16 protein-coding genes are annotated in these 14,410 nt (G+C 62.5%); 11 read left to right on the top strand and 5 right to left on the bottom strand.

What is annotated here, in order from left to right; all coding sequences use genetic code 11:
* Nucleotides 1-19: 19 nt before the first annotated feature.
* The 6 genes from HNE_RS10145 to HNE_RS10120 all read left to right on the top strand — a co-directional run bounded on the left by HNE_RS10145 (nt 20) and on the right by HNE_RS10120 (nt 5,711).
* Nucleotides 20-1,192, top strand: coding sequence for a deoxyguanosinetriphosphate triphosphohydrolase (locus HNE_RS10145; protein ID WP_011647047.1), 1,173 nt, complete (start codon nt 20-22; stop codon nt 1,190-1,192).
* 103 nt (nt 1,193-1,295) lie between these two features.
* On the top strand, nt 1,296-2,105 hold the full coding sequence (locus HNE_RS10140; protein ID WP_011647046.1) for an SPOR domain-containing protein: 810 nt from the start codon (nt 1,296-1,298) through the stop codon (nt 2,103-2,105).
* Between the two features lie 3 nt (nt 2,106-2,108).
* Nucleotides 2,109-3,143: a beta-N-acetylhexosaminidase gene (gene nagZ / locus HNE_RS10135; protein WP_011647045.1), complete on the top strand. Its 1,035-nt coding sequence runs from the start codon at nt 2,109-2,111 to the stop codon at nt 3,141-3,143.
* On the top strand, nt 3,140-3,973 hold the full coding sequence (locus tag HNE_RS10130; protein WP_011647044.1) for a segregation and condensation protein A: 834 nt from the start codon (nt 3,140-3,142) through the stop codon (nt 3,971-3,973). The genes nagZ and HNE_RS10130 overlap by 4 nt, the downstream gene beginning before the upstream one ends.
* On the top strand, nt 3,960-4,979 hold the full coding sequence (gene scpB, locus HNE_RS10125) for an SMC-Scp complex subunit ScpB (protein WP_011647043.1): 1,020 nt from the start codon (nt 3,960-3,962) through the stop codon (nt 4,977-4,979). The genes HNE_RS10130 and scpB overlap by 14 nt, the downstream gene beginning before the upstream one ends.
* Nucleotides 4,980-5,006: 27 nt before the next feature.
* Nucleotides 5,007-5,711: a 4'-phosphopantetheinyl transferase family protein gene (locus HNE_RS10120; RefSeq protein ID WP_011647042.1), complete on the top strand. Its 705-nt coding sequence runs from the start codon at nt 5,007-5,009 to the stop codon at nt 5,709-5,711.
* 9 nt (nt 5,712-5,720) lie between these two features.
* Here HNE_RS10120 and HNE_RS10115 read toward each other — a convergent pair whose 3' ends face one another.
* The 4 genes from HNE_RS10115 to HNE_RS10100 form a co-directional block, all read right to left on the bottom strand.
* Nucleotides 5,721-6,329 carry a DUF1287 domain-containing protein gene (locus HNE_RS10115; protein WP_011647041.1) on the bottom strand — a complete coding sequence of 203 codons (609 nt, stop codon included), beginning with the start codon at nt 6,327-6,329 and terminating at the stop codon, nt 5,721-5,723.
* A 49-nt stretch (nt 6,330-6,378) separates the two neighbouring features.
* Nucleotides 6,379-7,050, bottom strand: coding sequence for a nitroreductase (locus HNE_RS10110; RefSeq protein ID WP_011647040.1), 672 nt, complete (start codon nt 7,048-7,050; stop codon nt 6,379-6,381).
* A 64-nt stretch (nt 7,051-7,114) separates the two neighbouring features.
* On the bottom strand, nt 7,115-8,446 hold the full coding sequence (locus tag HNE_RS10105; protein ID WP_083759068.1) for a cytochrome P450: 1,332 nt from the start codon (nt 8,444-8,446) through the stop codon (nt 7,115-7,117).
* Nucleotides 8,447-8,558: 112 nt separating this feature from the next.
* Nucleotides 8,559-9,047, bottom strand: a complete 489-nt coding sequence (locus tag HNE_RS10100) for a DUF2244 domain-containing protein (protein ID WP_011647038.1) — start codon at nt 9,045-9,047, stop codon at nt 8,559-8,561.
* A gap of 45 nt (nt 9,048-9,092) precedes the next feature.
* Between HNE_RS10100 and nth the strand changes: the two genes are divergently transcribed.
* From nth to HNE_RS10085, 3 genes are all read left to right on the top strand, one after another.
* Nucleotides 9,093-9,857: an endonuclease III gene (gene nth / locus HNE_RS10095; protein ID WP_011647037.1), complete on the top strand. Its 765-nt coding sequence runs from the start codon at nt 9,093-9,095 to the stop codon at nt 9,855-9,857.
* A 62-nt stretch (nt 9,858-9,919) separates the two neighbouring features.
* Nucleotides 9,920-11,608, top strand: coding sequence for a S41 family peptidase (locus HNE_RS10090; RefSeq protein WP_011647036.1), 1,689 nt, complete (start codon nt 9,920-9,922; stop codon nt 11,606-11,608).
* Between the two features lie 13 nt (nt 11,609-11,621).
* Entirely contained in the window at nt 11,622-11,969 is a 348-nt protein-coding gene (locus HNE_RS10085; RefSeq protein WP_011647035.1) for a hypothetical protein, read from the top strand.
* On the opposite strand, the gene HNE_RS10080 is transcribed toward HNE_RS10085, so the two are convergent.
* On the bottom strand, nt 11,966-12,844 hold the full coding sequence (locus HNE_RS10080) for an ATP-grasp domain-containing protein (RefSeq protein WP_011647034.1): 879 nt from the start codon (nt 12,842-12,844) through the stop codon (nt 11,966-11,968). The two genes, HNE_RS10085 and HNE_RS10080, sit on opposite strands and share 4 nt — an antisense overlap.
* Nucleotides 12,845-12,991: 147 nt before the next feature.
* Here HNE_RS10080 and HNE_RS10075 point away from each other — a divergent pair, with 147 nt between their 5' ends.
* Both HNE_RS10075 and HNE_RS10070 read left to right on the top strand, forming a co-directional pair.
* Nucleotides 12,992-13,990: an adenosine kinase gene (locus tag HNE_RS10075; RefSeq protein WP_011647033.1), complete on the top strand. Its 999-nt coding sequence runs from the start codon at nt 12,992-12,994 to the stop codon at nt 13,988-13,990.
* Between the two features lie 70 nt (nt 13,991-14,060).
* Nucleotides 14,061-14,402 (top strand): winged helix-turn-helix transcriptional regulator, encoded by a 342-nt coding sequence (locus HNE_RS10070; protein ID WP_035592779.1) that lies wholly within the window; start codon nt 14,061-14,063, stop codon nt 14,400-14,402.
* Nucleotides 14,403-14,410: the final 8 nt, after the last annotated feature.

Raw genomic sequence — 14,410 nt, 5'->3', positions numbered from 1 at the left:
CATAAGGACGAATTCCTGAATGGAAAAGAGAGCCCCTTACGCAACACGTCACGAAGACAGCCGTGGGCGCTTTTTTGAGGAGGCCCCCTCGGCCACCCGTACCCCGTTCCAGCGGGACAGGGACCGGATTATCCACTCCACCGCTTTCCGCCGCCTGAAGCAGAAAACCCAGGTTTTCGTCGCCCATGAGGGCGACCATTTCCGCACGCGCCTCACCCACTCCCTTGAAGTCGCTCAGATTTCCCGGTCCATCGCGCGCACGCTGGGGCTCGATGAAGACCTCGCCGAAACTCTCGCGCTCAGCCATGATCTCGGCCATCCGCCCTTCGGCCATGCGGGAGAAGACCAGCTCGATGCCTGCATGGAGCCCTATGAGGGCTTCGATCACAATGCGCAGTCGCTGCGCATCGTGACGCGTCTGGAGCGCCGCTATCCCCTGTTTAATGGGTTGAATTTGACCTGGGAAACCCTCGAAGGCCTCGTCAAACACAACGGCCCGCTGACCGGCCCGGACACCCCCGTCACCGCCCTCCCCATCGCCTTCCGCGACTTCGCCCCCCTCGAACAGCTCGAACTCGACCAGTTCGCCGGCCCAGAAGCCCAGGTCGCCGCGCTCTCGGACGACATTGCGTATAATAACCACGATATAGACGACGGCATCGCCGCCGGCCTCTTCACAGTCGATGACCTGCTGGAACTCCCTGTTGTTGGGGATGTTTTTCGCGGCGTCCGCATGGAATTCCGCGATCTGGACGACCGGATGGTGACCTATGAAGCCGTCCGCCGCCTCATCGGCCTGTGGATAAACGACCTCGTTCTGGAAACCGGCGCACGCGTAAAACGCCTGAAGCCGCATTCGGCCGCCGAAGTGCGCGCCCTTGGCGAGCCGCTGATCGGGTTCTCCGAGGGCCTCGAAGGCCCTCAGCGCGCCTTGCGGACGTTCCTCTATTCCAGAATGTACAAGCATTACAGGGTCAACCGGATGCGCTCGAAGGCCAAGCGCGTGTTGGCAGACCTGTTTGAGGTGTTCCTGAACGAGCCCCAGACCCTGCCGCCGCCCTGGAATGGCGCCGCCATGAAGGAAGAGGGGGCCCGTAGAGCCCGGATCGTCTGCGATTATATGGCCGGAATGACCGATACCTACGCCCTGGAAGAGCATCGCCGCCTGTTCGATACCAGCGCCCTGACCTAGGCAAAAAGCCGGTTTTCCACGGTTGTGAGGCGGCCTCTTCAAGGCTCGTTAAGGAAACTCCCGTAAAAATTAACCTAGGTGATTGATTCCAAGGAGTTCTTCCATGAGCCGATCGGACATGGCAGGCCGCGAAAACCCGTTCGAGGACGATTATCGCGGATTCGACGTGCGCGAAGACGAAGCCGCGCGCGGACCGCTGATTCTTACATTGGCGATCGGCGTTCTGCTGATCTTCGGCGGCGTGGTCTGGAACACCTACCGGCAGGGCGTGCGCCCCGCCACAGACGGCCTGCCCAGCGTGATCGCCGAGCCGCAGCCTTTCAAACAGCTGCCGGCCGATCCGGGCGGAAATCCCATCGAGCATACTGACAAACAGTTTTACGACGCCATGGATGCTTCCGAGCGCGAGGCGGACGTTACGCTCGCTTCTGCTGCAGGTACTACAGGAGGCGCGCTGGCAGGTGGCCCGCCGCGCGACCTGCGTCCGGCCCCGCTGGATGCGCCGGCAGACGAAGCCGTCAGCACCGCGCCGCAGCCGCTTCCGGTCCAGGAGCTGCCACCCGGCCCCTCCGAGTCCAAGCAGCAGATCGCCGCTGTGACGATCAAACCGCCTGAGCCCATCGAGCCTCTGTCGTCGCAGGCGCGCTTCACCTTCACCGAATCTGGCGCATTCCTCGTCCAGATTGCCGCTCTGCGCTCGGAAGAGGCAGCGGAAACTGCATGGAACCGCGTGACCTCTTCGGCCCCGGAGCTGTATCATGGCGCGTCGAAACGGATTCAACGGGCAGATCTCGGCTCTGAAGGTGTCTTCTACCGTCTCCGCGTTGGCGCATTTGCCGAACGGTCCGAAGCGGTCGCCTTCTGTGACGCGATTAAGGAATCCGGGGCAAATTGCATCGTGGTGACGGGATAAGACGTGAAAGCCTGTATTCTCAGCGTATCGGGGCCGGAACTGACCCCAGGCGAAGCTGCGCTTTTTGCGGCTGAAGATCCGTGGGGCGTGATCCTGATGGGGCGCTCCTGTGTCTCGCGTATGCAGGTGCGCAAGCTAATAGCAGACATCTGGAATGCCACAGGCCGGGAAACGCTGATCTTCATCGATCAGGAGGGCGGCCGTGTGGCGCGCCTAAAGGCGCCCGAATGGCCGCTGTTTCCCCGCGGCGCCGACTATGCAGCTCTCTATGAGCGGGACAAGGCACTCGGCCGGGAAGCCACCTGGTTGGGCCATCGCCTGATTGCCTCGGAGCTGGCGGCCCTCTCGATCCATGCAGACTGTTCGCCGGTCGTCGACCTGCCTGTGCCCGGCGCCCATGACGTGATCGGCGACCGGGCCTTCGGCACGGAGCCTGAACAGGCCGCAGATCTCGCCCGCGCGGCCCTTGAGGGCCTCACAGCAGGCGGCGTCGCCGGCGTCATCAAACACATACCTGGTCATGGCCGGTCAGTTGCTGACAGCCATCTTGAGCTTCCCCGCGTCACCGCCGGGCAAAATGAACTCGCCAAGGATTTTGACGCCTTCGCCCGCGTGGCTGACGCGCCGATGGCGATGACGGCGCATATTGCCTACGAAGCCTACGATCCCGGCCGGGCCGCCACGGTCTCCAAGGTCATGATTCAACAGATCATCCGCGACCGAATCGGCTTTGATGGTCTTCTGATGACAGATGATCTGGGGATGAAGGCATTGGGTGGCAGCCTGACAGAACGCGCGGACGCCTCCATCGTGGCGGGCTGCGATGTGTTGCTGCATTGCTCGGGCTTTCTGAAGGACGCAGGCGCCATCCTTGCCGAGATGACAGAAGTAGCCCAGGCCGCTCCCCATCTCTCCGGCAAGGCTGCATCCCGCGCGGCGGCGGCTGACGCCATCGCCAAGAAAGTCCAGCCTTTCGAGCCCGCCCCCGCCTGGGCGCGGTTTCACGAACTGATCCCTCCGCCGGGAGCCATGGCATGAGCAGCGACACGATCTCCATTGATGCCCTCTCCGCCGGGGCGGAAGACGCCGAAGGCGTCAACATCTTCAATGTCGAGATCGGCGGCTATGAAGGCCCGCTCCACCTGTTGCTGGAACTTGCCCGCCGCCAGAAGGTAAACCTGCTGCAGATTTCCATGCTGCGTCTGGCCGAGCAGTATCTCTCCTTCGTCGAAGACGCCCGCACCAAGCGGATCGACATCGCGGCAGACTATCTGCTGATGGCCTCCTGGCTCGCCTTCATGAAGTCGCGCCTGCTGCTGCCCAAGCCCGAAGCCATTGAAGAAGACGAACCCACCGGCGAGGAAATGGCCGCGCGGCTCGCTTTCCGCCTGAAGCGCCTTGATGCCATGCGCCAGGCCGTGCGCGAGCTCGAAGCGGGCCCGGTGCTCGACCGTGTGGTCTTCCTGCGCGGCGAGACCGAACAGCCCAAAGTCGTCAAGCATATGGAATACACCGCCTCGCTCTACGACCTCTCCACGGCGCTGGGCACCATCCGCGACCGCCGCGAGAAAGAGCGCCCCCACCGGATCGAGCAGCAGCTCGTCCTGCCGCTGGAACAGGCGCGCACCACCCTGCGTGGCCTGCGCGAACAGCTCGACCAATGGGCAAGCCTGGCTGACATTCGCACGGCGATGACCGACATCAATCCCGAAGTGCCCGAACGCTCGGTGACCGCCAGCGTCTTTTCCGCCGCGTTGGAGCTGACGCGCGACGGCGAAGTAGACCTGCGCCAGGACACGCATTTCGCGCCGATCTATATGCGCCGCATCGCCGTCCGCCCGTCGGAGATGGCCGATGCAGTCGCTTGAGATGTACCAGATGAACGATGACACCGCACAAGAGCAGAACGCTCACGATCCGCAGGCGGAGTTTCCGGGACTGACGACACCTGCCTTTGAAGGCACGCGCGAGGAGCTCGTGGCGGAGGGCGTTCGCCGGGCTGAAGCCGTGCTGTTTGCTGCGGGCCAGCCACTTTCGGCCGAGCAGGTGGCACAGGTGCTGCCCCAAGGCATTGAGGCGGGCGAAGTGCTCATGGCGCTGCGCAGTCTTTATGCCAAGCGCGGCGTGAACCTCGTCGAGGTCGCCGGCAAGTGGCGCTTCCAGACAGCGCAGGACCTTTCCTGGCTGTTTGTCGAGGAACGTCAGGTCCAGAAGAAGCTCGGCCAGGCCGCGATGGAGACGCTCTCGATCATCGCCTATGGCCAGCCCGTTACACGCGCCGAAATCGAAGCGGTACGCGGCGTTGCTGTCGCCAAGACGGTGATTGATACACTGCTGGAAACCGGCTGGGTGCGCACACGCGGCCGCCGCAAAACGCCCGGCCTACCGATCTGCTACGGCACGACTGACAAGTTCCTTGAGCATTTTGGCCTCGAAAGCCTCGACACCCTTCCGGGCAAGGCGGACCTTGAAGCCGAAGGTCTGCTCTCTGACGTGATCCCGTCGGGTTTCCAGATGCCGGATGAAGAAGCGCTCACCGAAGATGATGTGCTGATCAATGATCTCGGCGAACTGGCCGATACTGAATCCTTCGTGACTGACTTTGTGTCCGACGAGGATGGAGTTGAAGACGAGGCCGTCGCAGAAGCGCCGCAGGCGGAGCAGGTTTCTGCCGCTGAGCCGGAAGCCATCGAGGAAGACGAATTCGAGGATGACGGCGCTGTCAGCGTCTTCGCCTACACCCGCGCGCCAGAACGCACAAAAGAAGAGACGGACGAATTTGACGGGGCCGACATAAAGGCCGCTGTCATGCGCCTGCGTAAGGAAACCCGCGTGCCGCAGCAACCGATGGATAGCTGGCGCGACGACGAATAGGCCCGCCCCGTGCAGCAAGAGAGCCCCGTGATCCCCGCCGATGAACTCCCCGTCAGCGTCTGGGTGTGGGATCTCGACATTGACGCACCCACCGCTGCGGCGCTGTCAGGCTGGCTTTCCCCGGACGAACGCCAGCGCGCCGCCGCTTTCGCTACGTCAGAATTGCAGCGCCGCTGGATTGCTGCGCGGGCAGGGATGCGCGGAATTCTCGGAACTGTGCTCAACGTGCGGCCTAACGCGCCGGTATTTGCTTTGGGAAAGCATGGGCGGCCATACCTGACATCACCGGATTGTCCGTACTCGTTCAACTTAAGTCACAGCAATGCGCTTGCGGCCTTTGCGGTTTGTGACGCTGTTGTCGGGGTGGATGTAGAGCAGATCAAAGCCTTGCCAGAGGGCGTGGCCGGCATGGTGTTTTCGCCGCCGGAAATTGCTGCGCTTGAGGCCGAGCCCGAAACCCGCCAAGCGGAAAAATTCTTCCAGTTCTGGGCCGCCAAGGAAGCCGTGCTCAAGGCGCTCGGAACCGGGCTTACAGTGTCCGGGCGCAGCTTCACCCTTGATGTGTCGCAGGCCGCCGCCCCTCGGCTCATCGCAGCCGACTGGGCGAACGAAGACACGCAGGCCTGGCGGCTTCTGGCGTTCGACCCCATGCCCGGCTTCACGGGTGCCATTGCGGTGCGGACAACCCGGCCGCTGCGCCTCACGCTCAAGCACTGGGTGTTCGATCTCTAGCGGCGCCCCTCACGCCTCCGGTGGCGGAAAGCGAAACCGCATGGGGCTATCATAATCGGTGCGGATTTCTTCCTCCCGCGTGCCCCCGCCGATATTATGGATGTAAAGCGCACGCTCCGTAAGCAGATCATGCCCTGAGAAGATCGCAATATGAGGCAGGCGCCCACCAAGGCGCATGGTCACCAGATCGCCCGCCTGCCAGTCCTCGCGCCGTCCTGGTGCCTCGCGCTTCAGGCCCTGCCGTTCAAAGTAGCGCTCCAGGTTAGGCACCCGGCGATGGTCGATGTTCCGGTCGGCGCGCGTCAGGCCCCAGGTTCGGGGATAGCTTGGGAAATTCGCCTTCATGTCCATGTGGACAAGTTCCTGAAGGTCCATGTCAAAGGCGTCGCGATAGGCGCGGATGATCACATCCGTACACACACCGGTTTGGCGGGGAATGTCGCCGCCGGGATAATCGAGCGTCACATATGCCGGGTCATACCCCGTGGTCACACCGATTTGTGCCCGCGCCGCGCGTAGCAGTTTTCCCGTCCAGTCTGGCGCTGTATCTGCAAAGCCCGCTGAAGGCAGCAGGGGCAGGGCAAGGCCCGTGGCCAGAAGGGCGCGGCGCGTGATCATGATAGAGATCAAACCGCGCCCTTGTGGCGGTATTCAGGCGGGCCGGTGTCTAGAAACCGCGGAACTCGGCGATTTCGTCGACAGAGGCGCGCTCGGCATACAGCGTATTGGCCTTCTCATTCGGGTCGGGCTTGCCCACGGCGACCCCGCACCAGATCATCTCCGTCGGGCCAAGCCCGAAATGCTCCTTCAGCGTCGGCCGCAGGATGCCCCAGCATTCCTGGAAACAGGTGCCCCAGCCGCGTTCTTCAGCGAGTAGAGCAAGCGTCTGCAGATACATGCCCGCATGGCCCCACTGGCCATGGCCCATCCGCTCGTCGATCACGAGGAACACCGCCACCGGCGCGCCAAAGAAGCGAAAATTGTTGGAGAACCAGCGTAGGCGCCCGGCCTTGTCTTCACGCGGAATTTCGAGGGCTTCATACAGCATTTCGCCCACGCGGCGGCGGCGGGCTTCATGCGGTTCCCAGAGGCCCTTGGGATAGATCGGCCGGTCGGTTGGCTCGCCACCCGGATTGGCGGCAAGTTTCGCCTGCGCAATCTCGATCACCTTGTTCTTCTCTTCGCCGGTCACAACGATCACGCGCCATGGCTGCGTGTTGCCGCCCGAAGGCGCGCGCTGGCCGGTTGTCAGCCAGGCTTTGACCTCTTCAAGCGGAAGCGCGTCGGGAAGAAAGCCCCGCGTCGAAATCCGCTGCTCAACGGCTTTGGAAACGTCCATGAAAAAAAACCTCCTGTCAGATCTGACAGGAGGTCTAATCAGGAGAGGCAGCTACCGCCAAGCCTTACTTCGGGTGAAGCACGACCGGCATCCAGTTGTAGCCCTTCACGAAAGCGTTCTGGTTCAGGGAAGGTTCGGCCAGAACTTCGATATGCTCGAAGCGTTCCATGATCTCTTCCCAGAGAATGCGCAGTTGCAGTTCGGCAAGACGGTTGCCGACGCAGCGGTGGATGCCGAAGCCGAAGGAGATATGGCGGCGCGCCTCGGGGCGGTCCGCGATAAAGTCGTTGGGCTTGTCCCAGAACCGCTCATCGCGGTTGGCGGAGACATACCACATGGCAACCTGGTCGCCCTTTTTGATCGTCTTGCCGTGCATCTCGACATCTTCCAGCGCGGTGCGGCGCATGTAGGCGAGCGGCGTCTGCCAGCGGATCGTCTCCGAAACCATGTTGGGGATGATGGAAGGATCAGCTTTCAGCTTCTCATACTCTTTGGGGAACTTGTTGAGCGCAAAGACCGAGGCGGTCATCGAGTTGCGCGTCGTGTCGTTGCCGCCCACGATCAGCAGGATGACGTTGCCGAGCAGTTCCATCGGCGTCATGTTCTTGGTCTTCTCGCCATGGGCCAGAAGGCTCATCAGGTCTGGCTTTTGCGGCTGTTGCTGGCGCTCCTGATAGATGCCCATGAACGTCATGAGGCATTTCATCATGGTGGCCTTCCACTCTTCCTCACCGCCGGGGCAGATGTCGGGATTGTGCATGCCGGTGGCAACGTCTGACCAATGGGTCAGGTCGCGGCGGTTTTCGAACGGATAATCAAACAGCGTGGCCAGCATCATCGTGGTCAGCTCGACCGAAACTTTGTCCACCCAGTCGAACGGCTCATTCACCGGAAGGCTGTCGAGCAGGCCCTGCGTGCGCGAGCGGATCAGGGGCTCGTAAACTTTCAGCATGTCTGGCGCCACGGCAGGCTGCACAGTCTTGCGCTGCTCCGAATGGCGCGGCTCGTCCATGGCGATGAACATCGGCATTTCGAAATCGCTGATCGGCTCGCCCAGCGTGATGCCGCCATATTCCCAGCTGGAGGAGAAGCGTTTGTGATCGGTGTCGATCGCCATAACGTCTTCATACCGGGTGACAGACCAGAATGGTCCGGGGAAGCTGTCCGGGCAATAATGCAGCGGGTCTTCGTTACGCAGACGCTCGAACCGGTCCCAGTATTTGCCCTGGCGCCACAGTTCGCCATCGATCAGGTCGAGCGTCGAAAGGTCGATGTCGGCGGCGGGCGGAATGTTCGCGCCAAAGCGCAGATTGTGCGGGTGGAGCGGCTCGCGCTCCGTCACCTTGGGGCGCTCAAGCGCCGGGTGATTGACGAAAGAAACGGTATCGGCGGCCATGTTCAATCCTCCAGGAATCCCACCCTCTTGGCGGGGCGTATCGCGTCGCTGGGGAAAGTTTTAACACAGGCTTTTTCAAAAAACCATGACGCTTGCGTCATTTTTTTGAGTTTCAGGCAGGATAACGCTCTGCTCTGGCCGCCAGAAGGGCCTGCCGCAGGGCTTTGGCAAAGTCACTCCGCTCTGGCGGCGTCAGGAACCGGCCGATGATCCAGGCGGTTTTGCCATGCTCGATTCGCAGCCAGCTCGCCGGGCCAGCGGGCTCTTCCAGCTCGACGCGGGCAAAGGCGGAGGGAAGTTCGGCGCGTTTCTCCCGGCCCTTGGCGTCCTTGTGATGCAGGCAGATGGCGCGCGCGGTCACGGTTACCCGCGTCTCTTCCTGCTGCTGCCGGAAGGAAATGCGAAATGCCAGCCAGATCGCCAGAACATCCAGCCCCATGAAGCCCAGAACCGGTAGCGCCCCCATCGACAGGAACATCAGCCCCGTCATGAAGAAGGTAACGGCAATCGCCGTCATCGCGATCAGAAAGCCTTTCCGGCTGAGCGACCGGTTGGGGGTCAGCACGGCGTCCATGTAGACGGTTTCATGCGGGGGTGTCATGAACGGAAGAAATAGCACGCCCTTGCGCTGCGGGAAGGGCGCTCTATGCCTCAGCCTATGCCTGATGCTTCCAAACCTGCCCGCAAGCCCGCCAAAGCCGTCCCGCGCTCAAAGTTCACCCGCGCGAGGGCGGCGGAGCTCTTTGCCGCGCTTGCCGCAGACCGCCCCGATCCAGCGACCGAGTTGGAGTTCGTAAACCCCTTCACCCTGCTCGTCGCCGTCGCCCTGTCCGCGCAGGCCACCGATGTCGGTGTGAATAAAGCCACGCGGAAGCTGTTCGCTGTCGCCGACACTCCCGAAAAAATGCTCACCCTTGGTGAGGAAGGGGTGGCCAGCCACATCCGGACCATCGGCCTCTGGCGCAACAAGGCAAAGAACGTCATCGCGCTCAGCCGCAGGATCATCGAGGAATACGGCGGCGAGGTGCCGCGCACGCGGGATGAACTCACCACCCTGCCGGGCGTGGGCCGCAAGACCGCAAATGTCGTCATGAACGAAGCCTTCGGTGAGCCCACGATCGCCGTCGACACTCACATCTTCCGTGTTTCCAACAGAACCGGGCTCGCGCCCGGCAAGACGCCCGACCATGTCGAGACGGGCCTCGAGCGCATTACCCCGCCGGAATTCAAGAAGGGCGCCCATCACTGGCTGATCCTGCACGGGCGGTATGTGTGCAAGGCGCGTACCCCCGAATGCTGGCACTGTGCGATCAAGGATCTCTGTGATTTCAAGCCGAAAACGCCCGACCCGGCGGCCCAGGCCGCGTTAGGGCCGAAAAAACCCCGCAAATCCGCTGGCGCCGCAAAGTGAATTGACCTTGCGGGCTGCCTCGGCAAACCTTTTTGAGGTGTGATGTGAAAAGGACTGGAACCATGCGCAGCAAGCTGTTCGGGGCAGGGGCTGCCAAAGTTATTGCGCTTGCGCTGCTGACATTCACCGCGCCTGTCTGGCTGGCGGCGTGTGGGGGCGGCGGCGGTGGGGGCGGAAGCGGCGGCACCGCCATTTCTCCGCCTCCACCCCCACCGCCGCCGCCCCCTCCGCCAGCGGGCCCGAGTTGGACCCAGGGTGTGTTTGACCCCGCCAGTACCTTCAAGAACCGCTGCGAAGTCCGCCGCGTTGGCCAGGATATCGAAGGCAACACCTACCCGGATGTTCAGGGCACGCTTCTGGAAGAACTCTTCTGGCTGCGCTCATGGACGAACGAAACCTATCTCTGGAACACCGAAGTGACGGACCGGAACCCGGCAGGCTTTTCAGACCGGCTCGATTATTTCGATGTCCTGCGCACCTTTGCCACCACCGCGTCTGGTAAGGAGAAGGACGACTTTCATTTCAGTGAGCCTACGGAGGAATATCTCGCCGCGCGCAATGCCGCGCCCACGGCCACCTATGGCGCAAGTTACATCGCCTTCTCCACAACGCCCCCGCGCGACTTCCGCATCCGCTACACCGAACCGGGCTCACCCGCTTCGGCGCAGACCGGCGGCCAGTCCAATTTGGAGCGCGGCTCGCGTATTCTCCAGATCAACGGCATCGACCTTGTCAACACGGCGTCACAGACAGAGATCAACCAGCTCAACGCCGCCCTGTTTCCCGCCACGCCGGGCCTCACCAACAGCTTCACGGTCGAGGACGCAGATGGTGCTAACCGCACCGTGTCCCTCACTTCCGTCAACCTGGCGCCCAAACCTGTAAACCGTACCCGGATCATCAACACGCCATCGGGCGATGTCGGCTACATCCTGTTCAACACATTCAGCCCCTTCGCCAGCGAACAGGAAATCTATAACGCCATGCTGCAAATGCAGACGGCCGGCGTCAGCGATCTCGTCCTCGACCTGCGGTACAATGGCGGCGGGCTGCTCGCCGTCGCCTCCCAGCTCAGCTATATGATCGCCGGCAATGCGCGCACCCAGAACCGCGTGTTCGAACGCCTCCGCTTCAACGCCGCTGCCGGCAACCGCAACCCGGTGACCGGCGAGGTCAACAATCCCATCCCGTTCTATTCCACTGGCGTCGGGTTCACGCTCGCCGACGGCACACCGCTGCCAGCGCTGAACCTGCCGCGCGTCTTCGTGCTCTCCACATCCGGCACCTGCAGCGCCAGCGAAGCGGTGGTCAACGGCCTGCGCGGCGCCGGCGTCGAGGTCATCCTCATCGGCGACACCACCTGCGGCAAACCCTTTGGCTTCTACCCCACCGACAATTGCGGCGAGACCTATTACACGATCCAGTTCCAGGGCGTGAACAATGCCGGCTTTGGCGATTATGCCGATGGTTTCATTCCGAACAATTCATCCGCGTCCTTCGGCGTTCGCCTTCCAGGTTGCCAGGTCGGGGATGACCTCAGCCATGAACTGGGCGACGAGAGTGAAAGCCTGCTGGCGGCAGCGCTCAGCTATCGCGGATCACTTGCCTGTCCGGCTGTGCCGTCCCAGGCCACGCGGGCAGTCGCCAGCGCAAATGAAAACCAATCGTTCGGCGCCGGCGCGCCCTTGCGCCTGCCGCCACCGTCCACGCTTGAGATAAATCGCGACATGACCATGCCGCCCGGCAGATAAGGACCTCTCCGTCATGAAATACCGTATCCTGAGTGTTTCGGCATTGGCTGGCCTTGCAGCCTGCCAGACGGCGCCCCAACCCGCCATACTGACCGATCCGTCCCCCGAAACCGTTGCGGCGGTGACCGGCGTTTTGGCAGCGGCCGTTGACCGCGCCGAGATACAACTTGGGCCCGGCGACCTGACGAGGGATTCGGTGATCTCCGTTCTGCCGCCCCGGCCCGGCCCGATGGAGGGCAACAGCCCGGCTGTACCCACCATCTTCGACATCGTCCTGATGGACGGGGATTGCTATGTTCAGGAGCGCGCCAGCGGTGAGCTGTTTCCGCTCACCGGCATAACGTGCCGCTCCACAGACTAAACCGCGCTGATCCGCCGAGCGATCGCCGCTGCCATCCGCTCGCCCAGCTCCGGGCCTTCCTTGGGATAGAGGTACGGCTCGATCACTTCGAGTTCCATCAGCAGAAGCTCGCCATCCTCGCCGCGCAGCATGTCCACGCGGCCATAAAGCGGCGCCTCGTCCAGCGCGCCCAGAATGGCGCGCGCCGCCGCCAGGTCTTCCGCCGACGGATGAAGCACTCCCTCCCGCCCGCCATAGCTGGACTGGATGCGGTAGTCGCCTGGCTGAGCGCGCTTCACCAGCGCATGGCAGAATTCCCCATCAATGAAGATGAATGAGAGCTCACCCTCCTTCTGGATCATTGGCAGGAAAGGCTGCGCCATCATCTTGTGTTTCATCTCGGGGATGGCGTCGCCCCGGCTCAGCTTGTGCTGATCCTTGGCGCCCGCGCCCACCTGGCGCTTGAACACGACCGTATCCGCGCCCAGCGTATCAAACGCGGCGTTGACCTCTGCCTCGCCGCACTGGTCCAGCCACAACGTCGGGATCAGTTTCGCCCCGCGCGCTTCCAGGTCCCGCAGATACGTCTTGCGGCAGTTCCAGCGCACCAGCGCCGCCGGATTGAACAGCCGCGTCTTTGCCTCGATCGCGGCAAGCGCAGCCAGGAACTCCTCCAACCTGTCCCAATAGTCCCAGGTCGTGCCGATGATGGCCGCCTCGAAGCTCGCCCAGTCCACCGTGTCATCATCCCAGCAGACATCCACCATCTCCATGCCGCGCGCGGCAAAGGCGGGGCGCAGGGCATCCATCGTGTAGTCATGCTCGAAGGAATCCGTGCGGCGAATGATTGAACCGGGAATGGTGACGCGGCTGGCCAGATAAGCGATCTTTTTCATGGGGCGGGCAGGGCTCTTTGTGCTTGTGCCGGGGGCGATCCCGACCTGCGCTGCGCTCTAGCGGCCCGCAGGCCTTGTGTCCACGCGCCCCGTCTGGCAAGGCGCGGTCCACCTGAGTTTTCACGAGTTTCCAAGGAGCCGCTCCCCGTGACAGCAGCAAAATTTGACGTCGTCGGCCTCGGCAATGCCATCGTTGATGTTCTTGCCCGCGCTGATGACGCGTTCCTCGCCCGCCTCGGTATCCACAAGGATGCCATGCAGCTGATCGAGGAGCCGCGCGCCGAAGAACTCACCGCGCTGGCGAAAGATGCTGTCATCACCTCCGGCGGCTCCGGCGCCAATACGATTGCGGGCCTCTCCAGCTTTGGCGCAAAGGCGGCCTATATCGGCAAGATTTCCAATGATGAGCTGGGCCACCAGTTCATGCGCGAAATGATGAAGGCTGGCGTACCCTTCCACACGCGCCCGCTGGAAGAAGGTCCGGCGACCGCCCGCTCCATCATCTTCGTCACCGAAGACGGCCACCGCTCCATGAACACCTTCCTGGGCGCCTCCGTCCTCTTCTCGAAGGAAGATGTGGACGCAGACCTCGTGCGCAGCGGCCAGATCCTTTACCTGGAAGGCTATCTGTTCGACCGCGACGAAGCCAAGGAAGCGTTCGTCCATGCCGCCGAAATCGCCAAGGCAGCGGGCCGCAAGGTCGCAGTCACCCTCTCCGACAGCTTCTGTGTGGATCGTCACCGCGCCAGCTTCCGCAATCTGGTGAAGGGCTTTGCCGACATCGTCTTCGCTAACGAAGCTGAGCTTCTCTCACTTTACGAAACGGAAGATTTCGACGCGGCGCTGGCCGCGCTTCACGCCGACTGCGCCATTGCCGCTGTCACCCGCAGCGCCAAGGGCTCCGTCGTCATCGGCGATGGCGCGCCCATCACCGTACCGGCCGAGCCGGTTGCATCAGTTGTTGATACCACCGGCGCCGGTGACCAGTATGCGGCAGGCTTCCTGTTCGGCGTGGCGCGCGGGCTGCCGCTGGCCACCTGCGCCCGCCTCGGCCACATCGCAGCGGCTGAAGTGATCTCGCATATCGGGCCCCGCCCGGTTGTTTCTTATAAGGAATTGGCCGAAACGGCAGGAATTCGCGCTTAAGGCGCCAAATACGCCCGCCCGGCTCGCGTTTCTTTCTGGAACTTTCCGTAAGGTGCGGTACACTTGCGGAATGAAATGGTCAGAGCTGAACGATAACTGGTGCCCGGTTGCCCGGACCCTTTCCGTCGTCGGGGACCGTTGGACATTGCTGATCCTGCGGGACTGCTACCTTGGCAAAACCAAATTCGAAGAGTTCGCCCAGTCGGGCGGCATGACTCGGCACATTCTTGCGGACCGTCTAAAGCGCCTTGTCGAAGTCGGCATCCTGGAACGCAACGCCTATTCCACAGCGCCGAAACGCTATGATTATGTGCTGACCGCGAAGGGCGAGGAACTCCGCCCAGCCCTCACCATCATGAAGGAATGGGGCAAGAAAAACCTGCCGATCCGGCGGGCGGCAATCGAGAGCTGAGCCCGCCA

Origin of the sequence: Hyphomonas neptunium ATCC 15444 (genome assembly GCF_000013025.1) — a bacterium.
Lineage (GTDB): Bacteria > Pseudomonadota > Alphaproteobacteria > Caulobacterales > Hyphomonadaceae > Hyphomonas > Hyphomonas neptunia.
The sequence above is the reverse complement of the archived record's forward strand: the minus strand, read 5'-3'. Positions and strand labels throughout refer to the sequence as shown.